Below are 22,849 nucleotides of genomic sequence, written 5' to 3'. Positions count from 1 at the left end.
ACCCATGAATCTTCGCCTTCTTACAAACTTCGCACAACGCTCACCACTGCTTTTAATCACCGTAGTGCTCGGAGGATGTTTTGGGGAAGGCCCTGGAGACTTGTTCGATGACTATCAAACCAAGGTAGCCAGAGTACAAGATGCCGAAGAGCTCAAACAAGACTGGGAGTTTAAGGGGTTACCAAGAAAGCGAGAGCTATTGCTAAACGTCCCCTCTGTTTCTATTGGGCTAATCGACAGCTATCAACTTCGCCAATGTGGACTTTTCAACCTGATTGCTGAGCGTAACTCAGTACTCGGAAAAGTCGCGGACGAATTCCGCAATTACGATTATCAAGTTGCTCTACTCGAGGGCGTAGGCAAGTGCTTATCCAGTGATGAGCTAGACCCAGAAATCATCGAGCTCTTGAGAGGGATCGAGCAACAGAAGCTCGCACAATTTCCACTCCACCAATGGAACCTGATTTATGCTAGTGATGCTATGCAGTCACAGATGCGCGGTAGTCAGTGGCTGCGTCAGGGTATTGGTCAACAAGTAAGACAGACGAGCGACGCCTTGGAGCATCTTAACCATTCGTTAAATACACCACTTGTTTCGGGTAAGACCACAGAGGTGCAAGAGGTGTTAGAGAAGAGCTCTACCCTTGGGGATCTGTATTATTCGCTTGCTCGCGCGTCGGTTGAGCTTGACACCATCACCGAGCAACTTACTACTTTTGATGCCAATATTATCTGCGGAAAACAGCGAGACACCACTAGGTTCCGTTACCTCAACAACGTGTTCGAACAACAATATATTGGTAAGGTACAGCCGTACATGGCGCAACTGGATGGCTACTATCAACAGCTTGCTCCGCAGCTGGCAATGTTTGATGCTCAACCAGAACTGCACAGCTACTACTTCCCCATCCAAGATACGCACCAAGCCTTTCGCGCATCAACTCGTCGCCATGTTGAGTATTGGCAACAGTTGTTTAAGCGTTGTGGACGTAAAGTCGGACGCTAACTGGAACACTTGCAAACGCTAGCTTTAAGATCCTTTTTTAGCTGAAGCGCCTTTCTTAGCATAGGTACCTTTCTTGGCATAAGACTTCTTCGTACCGCCACCTTTGCGACGTTTAAAAGCGGGTCTCTCAACTTTAGGGAGATGACGAAGCGATTCCGGCACTTCCCCTGTTTTCACTCGCCCCATTAGGCCATCAATTTTGCTTTCCAACGCTTGCATGAAAGGTTGATACGCTTGGTTACGCTCGGCCATGCCCTGTAGCTGGTGTTCCCAGTGTGCTGTCATGTCCGGAAAGGTCGAATCCTCAGGTAGGGCATGAATCAAACCTCTACCTGCAGGGCTACTATGAATACTCTTACCTTGGCGCGTTAGCAGTTGCCTTTTGAAAAGCGTATCCAGAATGCCCGCACGAGTCGCCTCTGTTCCAAGACCATCAGTCTCTTTCAAAATAGCTTTCAGGTCCTTGTTCGCGACAAAACGCGCGATACCTGTCATCGCTTGAAGCAATGTCGCTTCCGTGAAATGCTTTGGTGGTTCGGTTTTCTTATCGCCAATGACACCTTCACGGCAGGTCAACACGGTTCCTTTATCTAGCGGTGGAACTGTATCAGTACCATCACCTTTATCTTCGGTGTCAGTTTTACCCATCAACACTTTCCAACCTGGGTTGATAAGCTGACGCCCTTTCGCGATGAACACACCACCAGCGATATCAAACACTAACTTAGCGTCCGCAAACACAGCCGGTGGATAGAACTGCATCAAATATTGGCGAGCAATTTGTTGATAGATTTTCATCTCATTCGCAGACAAACCATTCACCGATGATTTCTTCGGGGTTGGGATGATTGCGTGGTGAGCATCGACCTTACTGTCGTTCCATGCTTTTGATTTCAGTGAAAGATCTGCGCCTTGCGCACCACTTTGTAGCTCTTTCGCATTATTGGCGATGGCGTCAACAATTGATTCTCGCTGCGAGTAGTGCTCTTTTGGAAGATAGCGGCTATCAGAACGTGGGTAAGTAATGAGTTTGTGTTTCTCATATAAAGACTGACAAGTGTCTAACACCTGCTGAGCGCTCATGCCAAAACGTTTGGAGGCATCAATCTGCAAGGCAGACAGAGAGTAAGGAAGTGGCGCTGCTTGTTTACTTTGCTTTTGCTCTGACTCTGTGACGGTTGCAGGTTGGTTTGCGATTCGCTGAGCGACGTTTTCAACCAACTTTCGATTGAGTACACGGCCTTCTTCATCTTGCCATGGCTTACATGCTTCACTTGGTTTCCAGCGAGCACGAATATCAAAGCTCTGCCCGTTATTTTGGTAAGGAATCAAGGCATGCAAAGTGAAGTAATCTTTTGGAATGAAATTTTCGATCTCTTCATCACGCCTCACCACCAAACCAAGTACTGGTGTCTGCACACGCCCTACCGACAGTACGCCTTGGTAACCGGCTTTTTGACCCAGCAAGGTATAAGCGCGAGTCATGTTCATACCATACAGCCAATCGGCTCTAGAGCGGGCCAATGCTGAAATAGAAAGAGGGATAAAATCGCGATTGCTGCGCATTTGAGAGAGCGCACGCTTTACAGCAGGTAAGTTTAAGTCGCTGATAAGCAACCTTTCCATCGACTCTTTCTTGGCTTTAGAGACTTTGCAGTAATCGATCACTTCATCAACCAGAAGCTGCCCTTCTCTATCTGGGTCTCCGGCGTGGACAATTTGAGTGGCGTCCTTCAATAGCTTTCGGATCACCGTGAGCTGTTTGCTCGAAGTCTTGCGTGGTCTAAGCTGCCATTGCTCTGGCACGATAGGAAGATCGGCCAAGTTCCATTTCTTGTAACGCTCGTCATAAGCGTCTGGCTCAACCTGTTCCAATAAGTGTCCAATACACCAAGTCACTACATCACCGTTACCACATTTGATGAACCCTTGGTCTTTCTTCTGTGGGTTAGGCAGTGCAGCGGCGATCGCGCGGCCGAGGCTTGGTTTTTCAGCAATAATAAGGCGAGACATGTTTTTCCAGATGCTACAAACAATTAGGGCCACATTATCTAATGTGACCCCTAGAAATCAAGAAAAACTGGTTGTTTATACAGTTAACATTCCACTATTCAGCTTCAGTGCTCTTTACAAGAACTCAACAAACTTAGAGAAGTCACGCTCTGGTACTTTCATTGGTGTACAGCCTGGAGTGCCAAGGTATAGGAAACCAACAATTTCGTCGTCGCCTTCGAGGCCAAATGCTTGATGAACTTCTGGGTGGAACATCCATTTACCTGAACGCCAAAAACCTTGGAAACCTTGAGCGACTGCGGCCATTTGCATTGCTTGCGCCGCGCAGCCTGCAGAAAGATGTTGTTCAATCGCTGGTACTTTCTCATGCTCGGTGACTTTCGCAATCACGGTGATCACCATAGGAGCTCGGAACGGTGCCTTTTTGACTTTCTCGATCACCGCTTCTTCGCTTTCTTCCACTTCAGCAGCACGAACCAAGATGTCAGATAGCTTCTGTAGCCCTGAACCTTGCGCGATAACAAAGCGCCATGGTGTAAGTGCACCGTGGTCAGGAGCACGTAAGCCAGCTTTGATGATGTTTTCTAACGCGACACCTTCAGGTGCTGGATCAGAGAGTTTTGCGATAGAGCGTCGGTTGAGCAGTAGATCCAAAGCATCCATTTGAAGTCCTTACTATTTCTTTATTATTTGTATACTTGAACTTTAGCACAGAATACAAACGATAATAAATCTCAACGACTGCACATTTGACCTAAATTAGAAACAATAAAGGCTCCTAAATCTATGACTTAGGAGCCTTGTTCAAACATCTGTCTAGGCAGATCAGATAAGCATATCTGCCGATAAGATTACGGTTTGATTGCTAATTCTATAACTTAATCGCTAACTCAACACCTTGACGGATTGCGCGCACAGCATCTAGCTCACCGGCATAATCAGCACCACCAATCACGTGCAGTTTGCCACCGAACTCTTGCCACATATCTTCAAACGGTCTCACCGATACTTGACCTGCACACACGATAACCGAATCGGCATCGAGTACCTGCTCTTTTTTACCAACGCTGATGTGCAGACCTTGGTCATCAATTTTGTTGTAGCTCACGCCACCCAATAAATTCACACCACGTTTTTCTAGCGTGCGTTTGTGAATCCAACCTGTAGTCTTACCAGGGCCTTTACCAACACGACCCGCTTTACGCTGCATCACCCAAACCGTTTTGTCACTGAATGAATCCGGGTAAGGGTACAGGCCACCTGGGTGTTCCATATTCTTATCAATGCCCCACTCATGTAGCCAATCGTCTAGACTGTGTGACGTTGGCTCGGTGAGCATGGTTGCCACATCGACCCCGATACCACCAGCACCAACAATAGCGACCTTTTCGCCTACTGGTGTCTTTTCGCGGATTAAGGTTTGGTAATCGACCACGTTCTCGTGCTCAATGCCTTCGATATTCAGTTTTCTTGGCTCTACACCTGCCGCCATCACCACTTCATCGTACTTAAGTAGCATTTCAAACGTGGCTTCAGTATCTAGCTTAAGATTGACACCCGATGCATCGATTTGGTTGGCAAAATAACGAATCGTTTCTCTAAATTCTTCTTTGCCTGGGATTTGCATTGCCAGTCTAAACTGACCACCGATACGATCGTTCTTCTCTAGCAAATCTACCTTGTGGCCGCGCTGCGCCAATGTTGTCGCACAAGCCAAGCCGGCTGGGCCAGCACCCACTACAGCAATCGTCTTGGTAGCTGGCGCAGGTTGAACAACAATTTCAGTCTCATAACAAGCTCGTGGGTTAACCAAACAACTCGCACGTTTCCCTTTGAACACGTTATCAAGACACGCTTGGTTACAACCGATACAGGTGTTGATGAACTGAGCTTGGTCTTGTGCGGCTTTGTTAACGAAATCAGGGTCAGCCAAGAAAGGGCGAGCCATAGAAACCATGTCGGCCTGACCGGAACTGATAATGCGTTCTGCTTCTTCTGGAGTATTAATACGGTTACATGTAATCACTGGAATAGAGACATACGGCTTCACTTTCTCGGTAACCCAAGAGAACGCGCCACGTGGTACTTGTGTCGCGATAGTCGGAATGCGCGCTTCGTGCCAACCGATACCAGTATTGATAATAGTAACACCTGCCTCTTCAAGCTTTTGAGCCAGCAACACAACATCTTCAAAGGTGCTGCCTTGCTCAACCAAATCCAGCATCGACAGTCGGAAGATAATGATGAAATCCTTGCCCACAGCTTCGCGAATCGATTTCACGATCTCTAGCGGGAAACGCATACGCTTCTCATAAGAACCGCCCCATTCATCGTAACGCATGTTGGTACGCTTACAGATGAATTGGTTAATCAAGTAGCCTTCAGAGCCCATGATTTCAATGCCGTCGTAACCTGCAACTTGAGCAAGCTCTGCACTGTTGGCAAAGGCATTGATGGTCTTTTTGATTTGGCGAGGGCTCATTTCACTTGGCGCAAACTTGGCGATTGGTGCTTTTATACCCGAAGCACTTTGCGCGAATGGGTGCATCGCGTATCGACCAGCGTGCAGTAGCTGCAACGCAATTTTCCCGCCGTGCTTGTGTACCGCTTCGGTAACAACTTGGTGTGCTTTCGCGTGCTTAACTTTGCTGAATTCAGCACTAAATGGGGATAATCTGCCACGTAAGTTCGGAGAAAAGCCACCTGTAACAATTAGGCCAACGCCTCCTTTTGCTCGCTCTTCGTAAAACGCGGCGAGTTTATGCAGGCCTTCTTTATGCTCTTCTAAACCTGTGTGCATTGATCCCATCAATACACGGTTTCGTAACTGAGTAAATCCAAGATCGAGTGGTTCAAGTAAATGTGGGTACATGGCAGACATCACTTCTATTATTTATCCTTGTGGTCTGACCACAGTATAACTCAATCACCAAAAGTTCAAACAACCGTTTACATTTTTGTAACACTGATCATAATGCTGAAGGTATTAATCGTTCAGAAGTTCTTAATTTGGCTACACTTAATGAGAATATAAATCGATTAACACTTGTTGGTATAGTTTGAGTTAGGGAATTATCGTAGGATACTAAGCAGTTCATATTATTGAGATTAATGGTACTGCTGCTTGTTAAAGCGACGTAATCTCACTGCGGAGACAGAATGAAAAAAATATTCAAATTTATAGGTATGATCTTCAAAGGGGTTTGGAAGCTGATTACGTTTGTACGTGTTGCGCTTGTTAACTTAATCTTCTTACTTAGTATCGCCGTTATCTACTTTGTGTACTTCCACTCAGACACAGCGCCACCAACCGTGCCACAACAATCTGCTTTAGTGCTAAACCTGTCAGGCCCGATTGTTGAACAAAGCCGCTATATTAATCCGATGGATTCCGTTACCGGTTCGCTACTGGGTAAAGACCTTCCAAAAGAAAATATTCTCTTTGATATCGTTGAAACCATTCGCTACGCCAAAGACGATGACAATGTAACCGGTATTGTTTTGGCGCTTAAAGAGCTGCCAGAAACCAACCTCACTAAACTGCGCTACATTGCTAAAGCCTTAAATGAGTTTAAAGCTTCAGGTAAACCAATTTATGCAGTAGGTGACTTCTACAACCAAAGCCAATACTACCTAGCAAGCTACGCAACTAAGGTATACATGTCACCTGATGGTGGCGTACTTCTTAAAGGTTACAGCGCCTACTCGCTTTACTACAAAACCTTGTTAGAGAAGCTCGATGTGAATACTCATGTGTTCCGCGTGGGTACTTACAAATCGGCTATTGAACCCTTCATTCGTGACGACATGTCTGACGCAGCAAAAGAGTCGGCCTCACGTTGGTTAGGTCAACTATGGAGCGCTTACGTTGATGATGTGAGCCATAACCGCCAAATTGATGCGAAGACACTCAACCCTAGCATGGACACTTTCTTGAAAGAGCTTGAGTCTGTCGATGGCGATATCGCAAAACTGGCGGAAAAGCTTGGTTTAGTAGATGAGCTAGCCACTCGCCAACAAGTTCGACTAGAGCTTGCAGATGTGTTCGGCAGTGATGGTCAAGACAGCTACAACGCACTTGGCTACTACGAGTACCGTGCAACCATGCTTCCAGAAATGAACAGTGAATCACACGATGTTGCTGTGATTGTTGCTAGCGGCGCTATTATGGATGGCAAACAGCCACGTGGCACCGTGGGTGGCGATACAACCGCGGCTCTACTTCGCCAAGCTCGTAACGATGACAAAGTTAAAGCCGTCGTGCTTCGAGTGGATAGCCCTGGCGGTAGCGCATTTGCTTCAGAAGTTATTCGCAATGAAATAGAAGCGATTAAGCAAGCTGGCAAGCCTGTAGTTGTGTCAATGTCTAGCCTTGCTGCTTCTGGCGGTTACTGGATCTCTATGGGTGCAGACAAGATCCTTGCTCAACCAACGACGTTAACTGGCTCGATTGGTATCTTCAGTGTCATCACTACCTTCGAAAAAGGCTTGAATGATATTGGTGTTTACACCGATGGCGTTGGTACATCACCATTCTCTGGTCTTGGTGTCACAACCGGATTAACACAAGGTGCGAAAGATGCGTTCCAGATGGGTATTGAACATGGCTACCGCCGATTCATCGGTCTAGTTGGAGAAAACCGTGGAATGGATGTTGATGCGGTCGATAAAATTGCTCAAGGTCGCGTATGGACTGGTCAAGACGCTATGCAAAACGGTTTAGTCGATGAAATTGGTGACTTCGATGACGCGATTGCAGCCGCCGCTTCACTTGCAGAACTCGAAAGCTACAACATCTACTGGGTAGAAGAGCCACTTTCAGCCACTGAGCAGTTTATTCAAGAATTTATGAACCAAGTTCAGATGTCGATTGGCCTTGATATTCAGTCAATGATACCAAGCAGTTTGCAGCCTGTTACGCAGCAGTTAGCTCAAGATAGCCAACTATTAAGCAACTTTAACGACCCACAAGGCCGTTACGCTTTTTGCTTAAACTGCCAAGTTCAATAATTTAAGCTCAACGCTTTATTATCAAGGGGCGCCTCTGTGTGAGGCGCCCCTTTTTATTACATGATAATTCGCTATAATCGCCCACCTGTTCCCTACATCACACTAAAGTAATAATCGCCATGGAAAGAAAACACATCTATATCGCGTACACCGGCGGCACAATCGGCATGCAAAAATCGCATGATCACGGCTATGTCCCTGTTGCTGGATTCATGGATAAACAGCTTGCTGGCATGCCTGAATTCCATCGTCCAGAGATGCCTGAGTACACTATCCACGAATACTCGCCATTAATGGACTCTTCAGACATGACGCCACTTGATTGGCAGACTATCGCTGATGACATCCGCGCGAACTACGACAAATACGATGGTTTCGTTATCCTGCACGGTACTGACACAATGGCGTACACCGCTTCTGCGTTGTCTTTCATGCTAGAAAACCTTGGCAAACCTGTGATTGTAACCGGCTCTCAGATTCCGCTTGCTGAGCTACGCTCTGACGGCCAAGCAAACCTACTGAATGCACTGCACATCGCGGCGAACTACCCAATCAACGAAGTGACACTGTTCTTCAACAACAAATTAATGCGTGGTAACCGCAGCACCAAATCACACGCTGATGGCTTCAATGCGTTTACCTCTCCAAACCTTAATCCGTTGTTGGAAGCTGGTATCAATATCCAGCTAAGCAACAACGTTGTGGTTAACGAGCAACCTGAAGGTGAGTTCAAGGTTCATAACATTACACCGCAACCAATTGGCGTAATCACTATGTACCCGGGAATCTCTCACGAAGTGATTCGTAACACGTTGCTGCAACCTGTTAACGCAATGATCTTGCTGACTTTTGGTGTTGGTAATGCGCCACAAAACCCAGAGCTACTTCAGCACCTAAAAGACGCGTCAGAGCGTGGGGTTATTGTGGTGAACCTAACTCAATGTTTAGCAGGTAAAGTGAACATGGGTGGCTATGCGACGGGCTGTGCTTTAGCAGAAGCTGGAGTTGTGAGTGGTTATGATATGACTCCGGAAGCGGCACTAGCGAAGCTTCATTATCTATTAAGCCAAAACCTAAGCTACGAAGAAGTGAAAACTCAGATGCAGGAAGTACTGCGTGGTGAGATGAGCTTGTAAGCTCGTTAGGATTCATATTAAGCGGCTGCTCATCTATGATGTGAGCAGCAGTTTAACGTGAGCTAAATCGTTTTATTATTTATAAATAAACGACTTAACGTAAAAGGGGTGGCACTGCGCCACCCCTTTGTTGTAATTTAAAGCCTAATGATTTGGGTTAACTCTCACAATGTCTTCTTGATCTGACTTAAACTGTTTTTTGAGTTCAGATTTAGACTTAAAGCTAATTTCGCCACCAGCGGCAATTGTCATGTGTTGAGCTTCAGAGTTATGTTTAGATTGGTATAACATAACCGCCTGCATACACGAATCGCGCTGCTCTTTAGAAAGCGCTGTTCCTTCTGGCCATTTACCCGTTTCAACTGCGTAGGTTAAACGTTCGTAGACCTCGGGTGTCATTGCGCTAAGAAGTTGTTCTGCATCCATGGTAAAGCCTTAGTTTTAACAATTTTCACCAGAAAATAACCCGTAACAGAATTGAGTCAAGAACCTGACCAATAATAAGTGCATTTGATCACAAGTGAAGGAATATGAAAATTATGAAATGGTTGGCAATTGGCCTATTACCTTTCACTCTGGTTGGGTGTCTTGAAGGAAACAAAAATACCGATCAGCTGTGCCAAAGCAATCCTGGATTGCGTTGTGAACAGCTGAACATGAATGATGGACAGTGCCGCGTAGCGCGTACCGACCTTATCTGGCATCGCTTTGAAGTTCAAAAACATCCAACCGAAATCAATAAGATCAAAGAGTTCGAATTAGTCACCGCCTATAAAAAATGTCTTGAGCTAGCCGCGCAGATAGAAACGATCGACCAATCTAAACTTCAAGAGCGTCGTTTTACTTCTTTAATGCACAGCATCGAAGAGTCTGAACGTATTGTCAGTGAACTATCTCAATCAGACACGCCAGAAACACTCTACTTCTTGTGGTCACAAACCGGGGATACCAATGCTAGACGCAGCTTCTTACAACTGGAAGGAACGGATGCGTTAAATACGGCAGAGATGCAGTATGCCCTAGCAACTTTCTACACCACTCGAGACCATGTGAAGACGCTAAAACTGCTTAATAACGCACTGACCTTATCGAGTAATTCGAACGTCAATACTGAAATTTTTAAGTCGATGGCTAGTATTAACCACAGCTTAGGTAATATGGAAGAAGCGTATGTATGGGCAATGGTCGCTAAAGACTTTAACGTGCCTATCGCCTCTGAATCTGAGCTTTCCGTACTCTATCGTTTTGAAAAACCAAAATATAAGCAGTTAAATCAAGACGCAGACAAAATTGTTGAAGCCATTGAAGACGGCGTTTACAGCCCTGCTGTTGTAAAAAGCTACGAGTAATCTTAGGCGACCAAATAGCCTCTTCAACAAATTAAAAAAAAACAGCTACCATCATGGTAGCTGTTTTTATTTGTACTAGAGTTAACGCTGAAATCTTGGGCTGTTCATTACAATTTCATCGACAAATGCGATCTGTAAGGATTAAACATTAGTTACAGGTTATTTCGTACTTTCGTCATTTTTGTTGAAAATTAACGACACAGAATTAACACAAAAACGTTCGCCAGTTGTCTTCGGACCATCAGGAAAAACGTGACCTAGGTGGCTATCACAGGCGCTACAACGAATCTCTACACGCTTCATTCCGTGACTTAGATCTTCTATATAGCGTACCGCTTCGTCGTTGATTGGTGCATCAAAACTCGGCCATCCACATCCCGAGTCATATTTATTATCCGACAGAAATAAAGGGGTTTGACAACATGTGCAGCTATACACACCCGTCTTATGGTTGTGTAACAACTTTCCGCTAAAAGGGGCTTCAGTACCACGCAAACGACACACTTCAAACTCATCGTCTGTTAGGCGCTCACGCCAGTATTCATCAGGCTTTATCATATTTTTTTCCTTTTGAATCACGTTAATATCTCTCCACATTATCACTTATTATATTTACTTTTTTCTATAAAGGCTTGCATATGAGTCGTTTTGTAGCACATACTTTCTCACAAGAAAACATTGTACATATACACTCATAAGTGAATCGTCATTTAGAGGTATTTTACCCAACTGGAAGGGTGCAGAACCACTAGCAATGGTCAATTTTCAACCACTTACACTCAATTGTTAAGAAAAGCGTCGCTTTTTTTTGACATTAAACAAGTTAAGTCGGATTATCTATTGCAGATTTAGACTGGATTCTGTAATTTTACTACCAGTTATCTTTAATCAGAAATTAAGTTGTGGAGCAACTACAATGACTATCAAAGTAGGTATTAATGGTTTTGGCCGTATCGGTCGTTTCGTATTCCGTGCAGCGCAAGAGCGCAATGACATCGAAGTTGTTGGTATCAACGACCTTATCGACGTTGAATACATGGCATACATGCTGAAGTACGACTCAACTCACGGCCGTTTCAACGGTACTGTTGAAGTTGAAGGCGGTAACCTAATCGTTAACGGTAAAACTGTACGTGTTACAGCTGAGCGTAACCCAGAAGATCTTAAGTGGGATGCAATCGACGTAGACGTTGTTGCTGAAGCAACTGGTCTTTTCCTAACTGACGAGACTGCACGTAAGCACATCACTGCTGGTGCTAAGAAAGTTGTTCTTACTGGTCCTTCTAAAGACGCAACTCCAATGTTCGTTATGGGCGTTAACCAAGACTCTTACGCTGGTCAAGACATCGTTTCTAACGCTTCTTGTACTACTAACTGTCTTGCTCCTATCGCTAAAGTTCTTAACGACAAGTGGGGCATCGAGTCTGGTCTAATGACTACAGTTCACGCTACTACAGCAACTCAAAAAACTGTAGATGGTCCTTCTGCTAAAGACTGGCGCGGTGGCCGTGGTGCTTCTCAAAACATCATCCCATCTTCAACTGGTGCTGCTAAAGCTGTAGGCGTTGTTCTTCCAGAACTAAACGGCCTTCTAACTGGTATGGCTTTCCGTGTACCAACTGCTAACGTTTCTGTAGTTGACCTAACTGTTAACCTAAAAGAAGCTGCATCTTACGAAGCAATCTGTGCTGCAATGAAAGAAGCTTCTGAAGGCGAAATGGCTGGCGTTCTAGGTTACACTGAAGACCAAGTTGTTTCTCAAGACTTCATCGGCGAAGTTAACACTTCAGTATTCGATGCTAAAGCTGGTGTTGCTCTAACTGACAAATTCGTTAAAGTTGTATCTTGGTACGACAACGAAATCGGTTACTCAAACAAAGTTCTAGACCTAATCGCTCACATCTCTAAGTAATTACTACTTAGATAGCGTTTAGCTAGACTGTCTTTGAGAAAAGACTGAAAAGAAAAGGCGGCTCTAGAGTCGCCTTTTTTGTACCTGTTGTTTATGAATCACTTCAGCACCAATGAAGATGATGCTTAACAAATGGCACATTTCTCAGGTACGAGATTCAATTCAAATGCGAGAACTACCCAACTCTTTACTTGAGTTTGAGTATCTCGAATTTGAATTCAATTTCCCTTAAGAAGGATTATGTAATGGATTTATCTACTCTTCCTGCACTGGCGGTGCTTTCTGACAACGTCACTATCGTTGAACACCAAGGTGTAAAACTGGTTCGTGTTATCCACGATAAAGCAAATGCAGCGATTTCACTGTTTGGCGGCCATGTTGTGTCATTCCAACCACAAGGCCAAGAAGACCTAATTTGGATGAGCCAACAAGCTAAATTTGATGGCAAAACAGCACTGCGTGGTGGTATTCCAGTATGTTGGCCTTGGTTTGGTCGCATTGCTGCACCAGCACACGGCTTTGCTCGTTCAAGCGAGTGGCAATTAGTTGAGCACCGCGAAAGCGAGGCTGGTGTGATTGTAAGCTTAGGTCTAAAGCCTAGCGAAGAGACGCTAGCAGTATGGCCACATCAGTTTGATGCACGCTTGAATGTTGAGATTGGCGATGAGCTTAAAGTGACTTTGGATGTGAAGAATACAGATGAGCAACCATGGACTTTCTCTGGAGCACTGCACACTTACCTAAACGTTGCAGACATCCATAACACAACAACCACAGGTATGGGTGCTGAGTACATCGACAGCCTGCAAGGTGGCAAGATCTGCCAAGGCGGTACTGAGCTTGTGCTAACCGACACCATTGACCGAGTTTACACTCAACCAGAAGCTCAAATCTTGGTTGCGGACAAAAAACTTGAGCGTACTCTATCGGTTGAAAACCAAGGTCATAACTCTGCGGTTTTATGGAACCCGTGGGCAGAAGGTGCTGCTGGTATGGGTGACATGCAAGACGACGGTTACCTAACCATGCTATGTGTTGAATCAACACTGCACGCGCCAAGCTTAGAGGCAGGCAAAACACTTCAGCCTGGTGAGAGCCACCAGCTGATTACAACGATTTCTGTTCAGTAACCTGTTCAGGAAACTGTTCACTACGCACGACATATTAAAGGCCGGTTCACTCCGGCCTTTTTATTGCTCTCAATCGGCTAACGCTCAAGCTTAGCTCTGAGAATATCGAACTAACGTATCTCTATAGAGTGACAGCAGCGCTTCATCGTTTACTTTAATGCCGACGTTCTGCGCCGGGAATGAACTCCACTCATCATTCATGTAACTGCGCTGGTCGCTTTTCTGGATGGTCATGCCCTCTGCTGGTCCATCAGTGACCACTCTAATCGCACCACTTCGACACTCAAACAAAGAAGGTTGGATGACATAAGCTATGGCTGATGGATCGTGAACGTGACAGCCTTCCATTCCCACTTTTTCTGAGTAGAACTTCAAATAGTAACGGCTAACATCCCAGATGAACTGCCCTACCTCTCCAGCATCATCTCTTAAATCATCAAGGTATTGAGCAGTAAAGAAGCTCTCCTCTGTTACATCAAGCCCGATAACCGTCACAGGCCATGATGCCGTGAAAACCTTATCTGCGGCATGAGGGTCATCGTGTATGTTCGCTTCAGCAAAAGGCGTCACATTACCTCTGTGGTCATTTTCGCCAAAGGCTCCGCCCATAATAACCACTTCCTTAACCAAATCGACAATGTCAGGAGCGGCTTCCAACGCCAGAGCAAGGTTAGTGAGAGGCCCAACAGCAACGAGTGTTATCTCTCCCGGCTCAGCACGAACACTATCAATAATGAACTGATAAGCGGGCTTCTCAATCTCTGAAACATCTAACGCGCTTGGCGCTTTCACATCACCAAAACCAGCTTCGCCATGTACGACTACGGTAGCGCCAACTGGGTCTCTGACTAAAGGCTTATCAGTGCCCTTTGCCACCAGCGCATTCATACCAAACTTTTGCTTTAGATAAAGCGCATTCTGAGTGCCGTTGTCTATCGTCGCATTGCCGTAGACCGTCGTAATCCCCATCAGCTCAATCTCTGGATGAGCTTCAGCAAATAAAATGGCCATTGCGTCATCAATGCCAGGGTCTGTATCGAGGATAATTTTCTTTTTCATATCAGTTTCTTATTCACGCTATTGAAGAGTGAACCATACCCAGAAAAACGGCAGACAAACGTGACCGAAATCGAAGCAATGATTTTTAATGTTGTCAGCCCCAATACTCTGTATCTCCAGAGCCACTATTGACGGCTTTTTTATTTAGCCTGACGGAGTCCTTTTTGATAGAATTTGCCGCCCTACTCTATGCTCTGAGATCGTCATGCACTACCAATGCCCTCTGTGTCACCAACTTTTATCTCAAAACGATCGTACGTTTAAGTGTGAAAAGAACCATCAGTTCGATTTAGCAAAAGAAGGCTACGTCAACTTGATGCCTGCACACCATAAACGTTCAAAAGATCCAGGTGACAACAAAGAGATGATGCAAGCACGTCGTCGCTTCCTTGAAGGCAATCATTACGACCCAATGCGCCAAGCGGTAGTCAGCTTATGCTCTAGCTACCTGCCAGACACAGATCCTAGCCTGTTGGATATTGGCTGTGGTGAGGGATATTACACCAATGAAATCGCGCTGAATCTTCAAGATAAAAACGGTGCTATTTTTGGTTTAGACATTTCTAAGATTGCTATCAAATACGCGGCTAAACGCTACCCTGCAGTCGACTTCTCTGTTGCCTCTAGTCATCGTCTACCCTTCGCTGAAAACAGCTTAGACGGCATTCTACGCATTTATGCACCATGTAAGGCAGAAGAGCTCCAACGCACAATTAAAGACAATGGTGTCGTGATTACAGTAACACCAGCAAGCCGACACCTATATCAGTTACGTGATGCCATTTATGATGGTGTGCGTTTACACGATGAAGATCCTGAATTGATCGAAGGTTTTACTCTTGAGCACCAAGAGCATCTAAACTATATGATGGAACTATCGGGGTCTGATGCATTCGACCTGCTACAGATGACGCCGTTTGCTTGGAAAGCGACTGAAGAGTTTAAACAACAACTCACCAACGCAGAGCAATTCAACTGTGAAGCTGACTTTATGCTAAGAGTGTATCGCAAACAGATTTAATTGATATTGATTATCGTTTGCATTGAAATCTCATCTTGCCTCCTTTAGTATGCGTGTTCTTCAAGGAGGCATTTCATGCAACGTATTATTCTTATCGGATTAGCCACTCTTCTCACAGCTTGTGCTAATCAACCTTCAGAAAACACTTCTCAAAAAGTGGTTCAACCAGAAACCGTTTCCACCTACTACGATTACCAGTTTGCCTCACCACAAGGCGAAGCACTCTCTCTTAACGCTTTACCTCAAGAGCTGCTAGACGCTGACGTTGTTCTTATTGGCGAGTGGCACACTCACTCCGCCATCCACCGCTTTCAAACTGATTTCTTAAAAGCGCGTCAAAATGCAGACTCAAACATTGCCCTATCAATGGAGCAATTTACTCGAGAGCACCAAGACACACTTAACCAATACCTAAACGGTGAAACTGGCGAACAGGTGCTTATCTCCAAGGCTGCGGCTTGGCCAAATTACGAAAGCGATTACCGCGCACTAGTAGAGTTCGCAAAAGCGAATGACTTAGATGTTATCGCGGCAAATGCGCCCAAACCCTTCGTTCAATGTATTGGTCGTAAAGGGTTACCGTACCTAGACCAGCTTTCTTCAGAACAGCGAGATTGGGTTGCGACTGAGGTTAATATTGGCGATAGCCCTTACAAAGAAAAGTTCATGGCATCGATGCATCACGGTACACCAGAGCAAACAGAAAAGCAGTTTGCCGCTCAAGTGACTTGGGATGAAACCATGGCGGAATCGATTGTCGATTACCTAGCAACGAACCCTGGCAAGCAGGTGATTCATGTCGCTGGTAAGTTCCATACTGAAGGTGGTTTAGGCACGGCCGCTTCTATCTCGCGTCGTAATCCTGACCTGAAAGTTGCCATCATCACACCGGTCGAAGCCTTGTCTTCGGATTCAAGTGATTACCAACTACAAGTATTGTCTCCACCGGTGCGTTTTGTTCAGAAAGAGAACCGTATGAAAGCATACAAACACCTATCTAAACGCAGCTCAGACCTACAATGTGACTAAGCTCGCTTAGCTTCTTAGGTTGAACATGGGTATCGGCATAGGAATTGCTTATTTACCAAGCAGTTTTGATTAAGCAGAAGAAAATGTAATGTGCGAATAAAAAAACATCACTATCGATGATTAATTGCACAAGTTTTTCACACCTCTGCCGATACTATGTTTAAGGATAGGTAAGGAGAGCTATATGACGCCAGTAGGAACGAGTAACACTCAGCTATATTCGCCTTCGCAGATGAACGCTAAGAGTCAAGATAGCGAAGCCGAAAAGCCTGCACCGCTTAAGGTTGAGCAAAACACGGTTAAGCTTTCTGAAGAGGGCAAAGCGCTCTTATCTGCCCTTAAAGAAATCGATAAAGAAGCGAAGAAAGTTGAAGCAGAAAACGCGACCGTTACCGATAAAGTTGAATCATTTGCTCACGGCGCTCTAGGTATGGATCACCCTGATAAGATCGAAGAAGAAGATGACGGTTCATATTCAGCGGGGCAATACTTGTCCGCAGCGGCAACCGTAGGCGGTATTCTTCTTGCTCTAATATAGCCTTACCCACTTAGTCCTTTGATCGTATTTTATTCAAAATAAAAGCGATTTGTCGTCACGACAATAGACCCGATTAGGTCAGAAAAACGAGTTCATTCCATAATTCCGCTCTCATTTTAATGGAATAATACTCGTGAAAAACACTTTTGAGCTTATCGATAAGCCAACCTTCTTTGGTGCAATTGCACTACTCCTCACGATAGTTTTCCCGCTCATTCTGTTTCCAGCTCAAGGTGCAGACTGGATTGCGATTGCGAAAACATTCATGACTGACCAACTTGGTTTTCTATATCTTGCGCTAGGCCTCGCGGCTTGTGCATTTATGGTGTACGTGGTGTTCAGTGATATGGGACAAATTAAACTCGGCGAAGCTGATGAAAAGCCTGAGTTTAAAACTGCTTCATGGGCTGCAATGCTGTTTTGTGGTGGTATCGGTGCAAGTATCTTGTACTGGGGCTGTATTGAGTGGGCTTACTACTACCAATCTCCTCCTTTCCAACTAGAACCTGGCAGTGAAGAAGCGGTTCGTTGGGCAGCAACTTACGGTCTGTTCCACTGGGGACCTATCGCATGGTCTATCTACCTAATTCCGGCAATTCCAATTGCTTACTTCTTCTACGTACGTAAACAGCCAGTTCTAAAGATCTCAAGTGCCTTAATGCCTGTTCTTGGTGAACACCGTAGTAAAGGCGTACCAGGAAAGATCGTTGATATCCTATTCATTTTCGGCCTATTAGGCGGTGCAGCAACAACCTTAGGTTTAGCAGCACCTCTAATCACCGAAGGCTTGAACCACCTGTTTGGCTTGCCGAAAAACAACCTGACACAAGTGACGGTTCTTTTAGTATGTACTGCTATTTTTGCTTACTCGTCTTATGCGGGTTTAGAAAAAGGCATTAAGATCCTAAGTAACATCAACTTCTGGGGTGCAATGGGTCTATTGGCATTCGTACTGATTGCTGGTCCAACGATCTTCATGCTGGAAACCGGTTTAGACTCGATTGGTCGTCTGCTGTCTAACTTCTTCGTGATGGCAACATGGGCTGAACCATTTGGTGGCTACGGCACATTCGAAAACACACACTTCCCACAAGACTGGACGATTTTCTACTGGGCATGGTGGCTAGTATTTGCACCGAGTATGGGCCTATTTGTAGCGCGTATCTCTCGCGGCAGAACCATCAAACAAATGGTGTCAGGTTCTATCTTCTTTGGTTCTCTTGGCTGTTTCCTATTCTTCATGATCTTGGGTAACTACGGTCTATCTCTACAGCTTTCTGGCGAGCTAGATGTTGTGGCTGTACTTAACGATGAAGGCGCAACCAAAGCGATCTTTTCGATGCTGGCGCAATTGCCGATGAGCACAATCGTTATCGCAGTGTTTACACTACTGTGTATCATTTTCACGGCGACCACCTTTGACTCGATTTCATACATCCTAGCTTCTGTTGTTCAGAACAACGTGACAGAAGAACCAATGCGTTGGAACCGTATGTTCTGGGCATTCACACTGTCGTTCTTACCAACGATTCTGATGTTCTTGGGTGGCCTGAGTACGCTACAAACCGCAGCGATTGTTGGTGGCCTACCGCTACTGGCTATCTCTGTGATGTTGATGATTTCAGCAGTGCGCGCAACTAGCCTCGACTTACGCCACCAAGATGCGTACATCGAACCAACCATCAATATCGAAGAGCTGCCAGACATGGATCCATGGTCAGCTGAAGGTATGGCTCTCGCTCAGTTTGAGAAAGAGAGAGACGCTGCGCAAGAAGCTGCAGAGTTAGAGCGTGTTGCTTATACAGAACTAGCAGCAGTGAAAAAAGAAATTCGCGCTTATGTGCTAGAACAAGGTTCACAAATGGAAACTCACGAGTTACCAGAGAACCTACAACAAGCACTTGAGCAGGCCGAGAGTAATCTGAGTGCCGCACAAGCGAAAAAGGTCGAGTTATCTGAGCAGGCTCAGAATGCTCGAATCGCGTTCAACCAAGTGGTTGCAGAACTACCGCTTGCTTGACTTTAGCCATGACGCTGCCCATGAGTTTGGGCCCTCCTAAATAAGCCAAAGGCTCACAGAAATGTGAGCCTTTTTTTATTTCTATTCCAAAGACTTGAGTTATTGCTCAATTTTATATTTATGAAATAAATATGAAACAGAGTTGACACATTCGAGTGCTTTAATCACCCCGCTTATATAAAAAGGGATAAACAATGAAGCACTTTATGAAACCTGTTATTGCCGCAGTGGCAACATCAACACTCTCATTCAATGTACTTTCAGCAGAAATCAAAAATGTCATTCTAATGATTGGCGATGGTATGGGACCTCAGCAAGTTGGCTTACTAGAGACTTATGCAAACCAAGCACCTAACTCAATCTATAAAGGTCAAAAGACCGCCCTTTATCAGCTTGCTCAAGAAGGCGTGATTGGTTCATCTCTTACCCACCCAGAAGATGCGATTGTGGTCGACTCTGCCTGTTCAGCAACCATGCTTGCTACAGGTATCTACACAGGTTCAGAAGTTATTGGTATTGACTCCCAAGGCAATCACGTAGAAACCGTGCTGGAGAAAGCAAAAAAAGCGGGTAAAGCAACCGGGCTGGTTTCCGATACACGTTTAACTCACGCTACACCTGCCGCATTCGCCGCACATCAGCCACACCGCTCTCTAGAAAACCATATTGCTAGCGATATGCTGGAAACAGGTGTCGATGTGATGCTATCTGGCGGGCTACGTCACTGGATCCCTAAGTCAACCAATGACAAAGGCGAAACCTACAAACAACTTGAGCAACTGACCCAAGGTGACGTTTATCTCAAGTCAAAACGTAAAGATGACCGCAACCTTCTTACTGAAGCCCAGAAAGACGGTTATCAGTTAGCGTTTAACCGAGATATGCTCGATAACGCTGACGGCGACAAATTACTTGGTCTATTCGCGTACTCTGGCATGGATGATGGCATTGCATACAGCAATAAAAAGCTGAGTGGCGAACGCACACAACCGAGCTTAAAAGAGATGACTCAAAAAGCGCTTAACGTCTTATCAAAAGATGAAGATGGCTTTTTCCTAATGGTTGAAGGCGGTCAGATAGATTGGGCTGGGCACAGTAATGATGCGGGCACTATGCTGCACGAACTGCTTAAGTTTGATGAAGCAATTCAAACGGTATACGAATGGGTAAAAGATCGTGAAGACACAATCGTAATCGTGACTGCAGACCATGAAACTGGCTCTTTCGGCTTTAGCTATTCATCAAGTGAGCTACCAATGCCACAAAAGCGCCCAGGTGAAGCCTTTACCGATCGTGATTATGCACCAAACTTTAACTTCGGTGCCTTCGATATTCTTGATGGTTTATACAATCAGAAACAAAGCTACTACGGCATGATCAGTGAGTATCAAAAACTCGACAAAGCTGAGCAAACGCCTGAGAAATTCGCTGAGATCGTGAACAAAAATAGTGAATTTCCTATCACCGCAGAACAAGCGAAAAAGGTACTAGCAAGCAAGCCAAACCCATATAGACTGGCACAACACAAGTACCTTTCTGAAGAGAATGTACCAGCCATCAACGATTTCGATGCTTTCTTTCCATATAACGATCGCGGCAACCTACTTGCTCGAGAACAAGCAACAGGTCAAAACATCGTTTGGGGTACAGGCACACACACTCATACACCTGTGAATGTGTTTGCTTGGGGGCCTGCCGAAAAGATATTACCAGTATCAAAGATCATGCATCACTCAGAGCTTGGTGAGTACATCAAGCAACAAGTAAATTAACCTGAGATTTTTTGCTAGCTTCACTTAACGCCCTGCGGGGCGTTTTTTGTTTTAAGAGTTAAGGCGTTTAAGGATTTAAGCTAAGTAAGTTTCAAATTTAGGTGACACCAAATAGCAAAACAGCCGCTGTTGAGCGACTGTTTTAATCATTAACGATTTGGGTGATTAAGGATGTGGTCTTCCCAATCCACAACATCAATTTCGTATACGACTTTGTTGCGAACGCTTTCACCCGCTGCGTGCATTTCAGATTTAGTACCTGTGATTAATGGGTGCCACTCTGGAAGCGGCTTCGACTCTGATAGCAGTCGATAAGCACACGTATCTGGCAGCCAATGGAACTCGTCGATCTTGTCACGAGTTAGCTTCAGACATTCTTCACCTGAAGTGAAACGGTTTGGATAGTCCTTACAAGAACACGTTTTGTCGTTCAGCCAGCTACACGCCACATTGGTGTAGTAAACTTCATCGCTATCTTCATCCATAAGCTTATGTAGGCAACACTTACCACAACCATCGCACAGAGATTCCCACTCTTGCTCGGACATCTGCTCTAGTGTTTTTTCTTGCCAAAATGGATTCGTCATAGGATTACTTCTTACTCTTTTACTGGGGTGCGTGTTATACCGCTAGCCCATAAAAAGTTCAAGGATAATAATTGTTCATTCTTTGATCCAATCAATAGCTGTCACTGCCATTATTTTTTGCTACTATCGCGCACCCTGTTATTTAGTGAGTTTAATTTGATGGAATGTCGCCTAGGTTGTGGAGCATGCTGTATCGCTCCGAGTATTACATCTGCTATTCCTGGAATGCCAAATGGAAAGCCTGCGGGTGTACGCTGCATTCAGTTAAACGAACAGAATCTTTGTAAGCTGTTTGGCCAAGACTCACGCCCTAAAGTGTGTCATCAATTCAAAGCTTGCCCTGTTATTTGCGGCAAAACCGATCAAGAAGCACTCGACAACTTAATCGAACTTGAGGCGATCACTTAGTCATACCTCTTCCATTTTCTGACATCTATATGCCCAAGATTTCACAATTTTGCGAAATCTAAACTATCTTGTTGATACTGGTACAAATTAATAAGGATCGTTATGAATAGGTATATCGCAGAAATGTTTGGTACGTTTTGGTTGGTGTTAGGTGGTTGTGGTAGTGCCGTCTTAGCCGCCGCTTTTCCCGATGTAGGTATTGGCCTACTTGGTGTCTCTCTTGCCTTTGGTTTAACCGTGCTCACCATGGCTTTCGCTATTGGGCATATATCCGGTTGCCACCTCAACCCTGCTGTCACTATCGGCCTTTGGACGGGTGGTCGTTTTGATGCCAAAGATGTTGTCCCTTACATCATTTCTCAAGTACTCGGCGGTATTATTGCCGGCGGTGTATTATTTGTGATTGCCTCCGGCCAAGCTGGCTTTGATGCCGTTTCATCAGGCTTCGCGTCAAATGGCTTTGGAGAGCACTCTCCCGGTGGTTACTCACTAACTGCAGCACTGGTCTGTGAGGTGGTGATGACCATGGTGTTCCTATTCGTGATCATGGGAGCGACCGATTCTAAAGCACCCGCGGAATTTGCACCCATCGCGATTGGTCTCTGTTTAACCCTAATTCACCTTATCAGTATTCCAGTAACCAACACCTCTGTGAACCCAGCTCGGAGTACGGGTGTAGCGGTATTTGTTGGTGACTGGGCCGTTTCTCAACTATGGCTGTTCTGGGTTGCGCCAATTATTGGTGCAGTGATCGGTGCGGTGATATACAAAGCCGTTCGAGGGTCGGATTAAGCTCTGAGAAGAGTTGGATAAAATAAGCTTTAAGTAATAAAAGAAAAAGCCGCTTAGTGATGATTCA

20 protein-coding genes are annotated in these 22,849 nt (G+C 45.2%); 13 read left to right on the top strand and 7 right to left on the bottom strand.

Annotated features, from left to right (window positions below; genetic code table 11):
- Positions 1-4 precede the first annotated feature (4 nt).
- Positions 5-1,006 (top strand): DUF3080 domain-containing protein, encoded by a 1,002-nt coding sequence (locus L0991_02410; protein XGB62934.1) that lies wholly within the window; start codon positions 5-7, stop codon positions 1,004-1,006.
- 24 nt (positions 1,007-1,030) lie between these two features.
- On the opposite strand, the gene L0991_02405 is transcribed toward L0991_02410, so the two are convergent.
- The 3 genes from L0991_02405 to L0991_02395 all read right to left on the bottom strand — a co-directional run bounded on the left by L0991_02405 (position 1,031) and on the right by L0991_02395 (position 5,900).
- Complete coding sequence (locus tag L0991_02405) at positions 1,031-3,019, bottom strand: DNA topoisomerase III (protein ID XGB62933.1); 1,989 nt, start codon at positions 3,017-3,019, stop codon at positions 1,031-1,033.
- A 114-nt stretch (positions 3,020-3,133) separates the two neighbouring features.
- The gene (locus L0991_02400; protein ID XGB62932.1) at positions 3,134-3,682 is read right to left on the bottom strand and encodes an NAD(P)H nitroreductase; all 549 of its coding nucleotides are present in this window, start codon (positions 3,680-3,682) and stop codon (positions 3,134-3,136) included.
- Positions 3,683-3,890: 208 nt separating this feature from the next.
- On the bottom strand, positions 3,891-5,900 hold the full coding sequence (locus L0991_02395) for an NADPH-dependent 2,4-dienoyl-CoA reductase (protein ID XGB63837.1): 2,010 nt from the start codon (positions 5,898-5,900) through the stop codon (positions 3,891-3,893).
- Between the two features lie 278 nt (positions 5,901-6,178).
- Between L0991_02395 and sppA the strand changes: the two genes are divergently transcribed.
- A complete protein-coding gene (gene sppA / locus L0991_02390) occupies positions 6,179-8,029 on the top strand; it encodes a signal peptide peptidase SppA (GenBank protein ID XGB62931.1) in 1,851 nt (616 codons plus the stop codon).
- Between the two features lie 119 nt (positions 8,030-8,148).
- Entirely contained in the window at positions 8,149-9,165 is a 1,017-nt protein-coding gene (ansA, locus tag L0991_02385) for an asparaginase (GenBank protein ID XGB62930.1), read from the top strand.
- Positions 9,166-9,309: 144 nt separating this feature from the next.
- Here the strand turns inward: ansA and L0991_02380 are convergent, their stop codons facing one another.
- Complete coding sequence (locus tag L0991_02380; GenBank protein ID XGB62929.1) at positions 9,310-9,591, bottom strand: DUF1315 family protein; 282 nt, start codon at positions 9,589-9,591, stop codon at positions 9,310-9,312.
- Positions 9,592-9,704: 113 nt separating this feature from the next.
- On the opposite strand from L0991_02380, the gene L0991_02375 reads away from it, so the two are divergent.
- The gene (locus tag L0991_02375) at positions 9,705-10,514 is read left to right on the top strand and encodes a DUF2989 domain-containing protein (GenBank protein ID XGB63836.1); all 810 of its coding nucleotides are present in this window, start codon (positions 9,705-9,707) and stop codon (positions 10,512-10,514) included.
- Positions 10,515-10,673: 159 nt separating this feature from the next.
- Here the strand turns inward: L0991_02375 and msrB are convergent, their stop codons facing one another.
- Positions 10,674-11,072 (bottom strand): peptide-methionine (R)-S-oxide reductase MsrB, encoded by a 399-nt coding sequence (gene msrB, locus L0991_02370; GenBank protein XGB62928.1) that lies wholly within the window; start codon positions 11,070-11,072, stop codon positions 10,674-10,676.
- Positions 11,073-11,430: 358 nt separating this feature from the next.
- Between msrB and gap the strand changes: the two genes are divergently transcribed.
- Both gap and L0991_02360 read left to right on the top strand, forming a co-directional pair.
- Entirely contained in the window at positions 11,431-12,426 is a 996-nt protein-coding gene (gene gap / locus L0991_02365) for a type I glyceraldehyde-3-phosphate dehydrogenase (protein ID XGB62927.1), read from the top strand.
- A 245-nt stretch (positions 12,427-12,671) separates the two neighbouring features.
- On the top strand, positions 12,672-13,556 hold the full coding sequence (locus L0991_02360) for a D-hexose-6-phosphate mutarotase (GenBank protein XGB62926.1): 885 nt from the start codon (positions 12,672-12,674) through the stop codon (positions 13,554-13,556).
- A 90-nt stretch (positions 13,557-13,646) separates the two neighbouring features.
- Here L0991_02360 and L0991_02355 read toward each other — a convergent pair whose 3' ends face one another.
- Positions 13,647-14,615, bottom strand: a complete 969-nt coding sequence (locus L0991_02355; protein ID XGB62925.1) for a nucleoside hydrolase — start codon at positions 14,613-14,615, stop codon at positions 13,647-13,649.
- 205 nt (positions 14,616-14,820) lie between these two features.
- Between L0991_02355 and rlmA the strand changes: the two genes are divergently transcribed.
- The 5 genes from rlmA to L0991_02330 all read left to right on the top strand — a co-directional run bounded on the left by rlmA (position 14,821) and on the right by L0991_02330 (position 20,995).
- The gene (gene rlmA, locus L0991_02350; protein ID XGB62924.1) at positions 14,821-15,636 is read left to right on the top strand and encodes a 23S rRNA (guanine(745)-N(1))-methyltransferase; all 816 of its coding nucleotides are present in this window, start codon (positions 14,821-14,823) and stop codon (positions 15,634-15,636) included.
- Between the two features lie 75 nt (positions 15,637-15,711).
- A complete protein-coding gene (locus L0991_02345) occupies positions 15,712-16,665 on the top strand; it encodes a ChaN family lipoprotein (protein ID XGB62923.1) in 954 nt (317 codons plus the stop codon).
- A 184-nt stretch (positions 16,666-16,849) separates the two neighbouring features.
- The gene (locus L0991_02340; protein ID XGB62922.1) at positions 16,850-17,203 is read left to right on the top strand and encodes a hypothetical protein; all 354 of its coding nucleotides are present in this window, start codon (positions 16,850-16,852) and stop codon (positions 17,201-17,203) included.
- Between the two features lie 133 nt (positions 17,204-17,336).
- Positions 17,337-19,223, top strand: coding sequence for a BCCT family transporter (locus tag L0991_02335; GenBank protein ID XGB62921.1), 1,887 nt, complete (start codon positions 17,337-17,339; stop codon positions 19,221-19,223).
- 194 nt (positions 19,224-19,417) lie between these two features.
- The gene (locus tag L0991_02330) at positions 19,418-20,995 is read left to right on the top strand and encodes an alkaline phosphatase (protein XGB62920.1); all 1,578 of its coding nucleotides are present in this window, start codon (positions 19,418-19,420) and stop codon (positions 20,993-20,995) included.
- A 149-nt stretch (positions 20,996-21,144) separates the two neighbouring features.
- Here the strand turns inward: L0991_02330 and L0991_02325 are convergent, their stop codons facing one another.
- The gene (locus L0991_02325) at positions 21,145-21,582 is read right to left on the bottom strand and encodes a YcgN family cysteine cluster protein (protein XGB62919.1); all 438 of its coding nucleotides are present in this window, start codon (positions 21,580-21,582) and stop codon (positions 21,145-21,147) included.
- A gap of 159 nt (positions 21,583-21,741) precedes the next feature.
- Between L0991_02325 and L0991_02320 the strand changes: the two genes are divergently transcribed.
- Complete coding sequence (locus tag L0991_02320; GenBank protein ID XGB62918.1) at positions 21,742-21,990, top strand: YkgJ family cysteine cluster protein; 249 nt, start codon at positions 21,742-21,744, stop codon at positions 21,988-21,990.
- A 102-nt stretch (positions 21,991-22,092) separates the two neighbouring features.
- Positions 22,093-22,782 (top strand): aquaporin Z, encoded by a 690-nt coding sequence (gene aqpZ, locus L0991_02315; protein ID XGB62917.1) that lies wholly within the window; start codon positions 22,093-22,095, stop codon positions 22,780-22,782.
- Positions 22,783-22,849: the final 67 nt, after the last annotated feature.

The sequence above is a fragment of the Vibrio chagasii genome, from assembly GCA_041879415.1.
Classification (GTDB): Bacteria; Pseudomonadota; Gammaproteobacteria; order Enterobacterales; family Vibrionaceae; genus Vibrio.
This window is presented reverse-complemented; position numbering and strand designations above follow the sequence as displayed.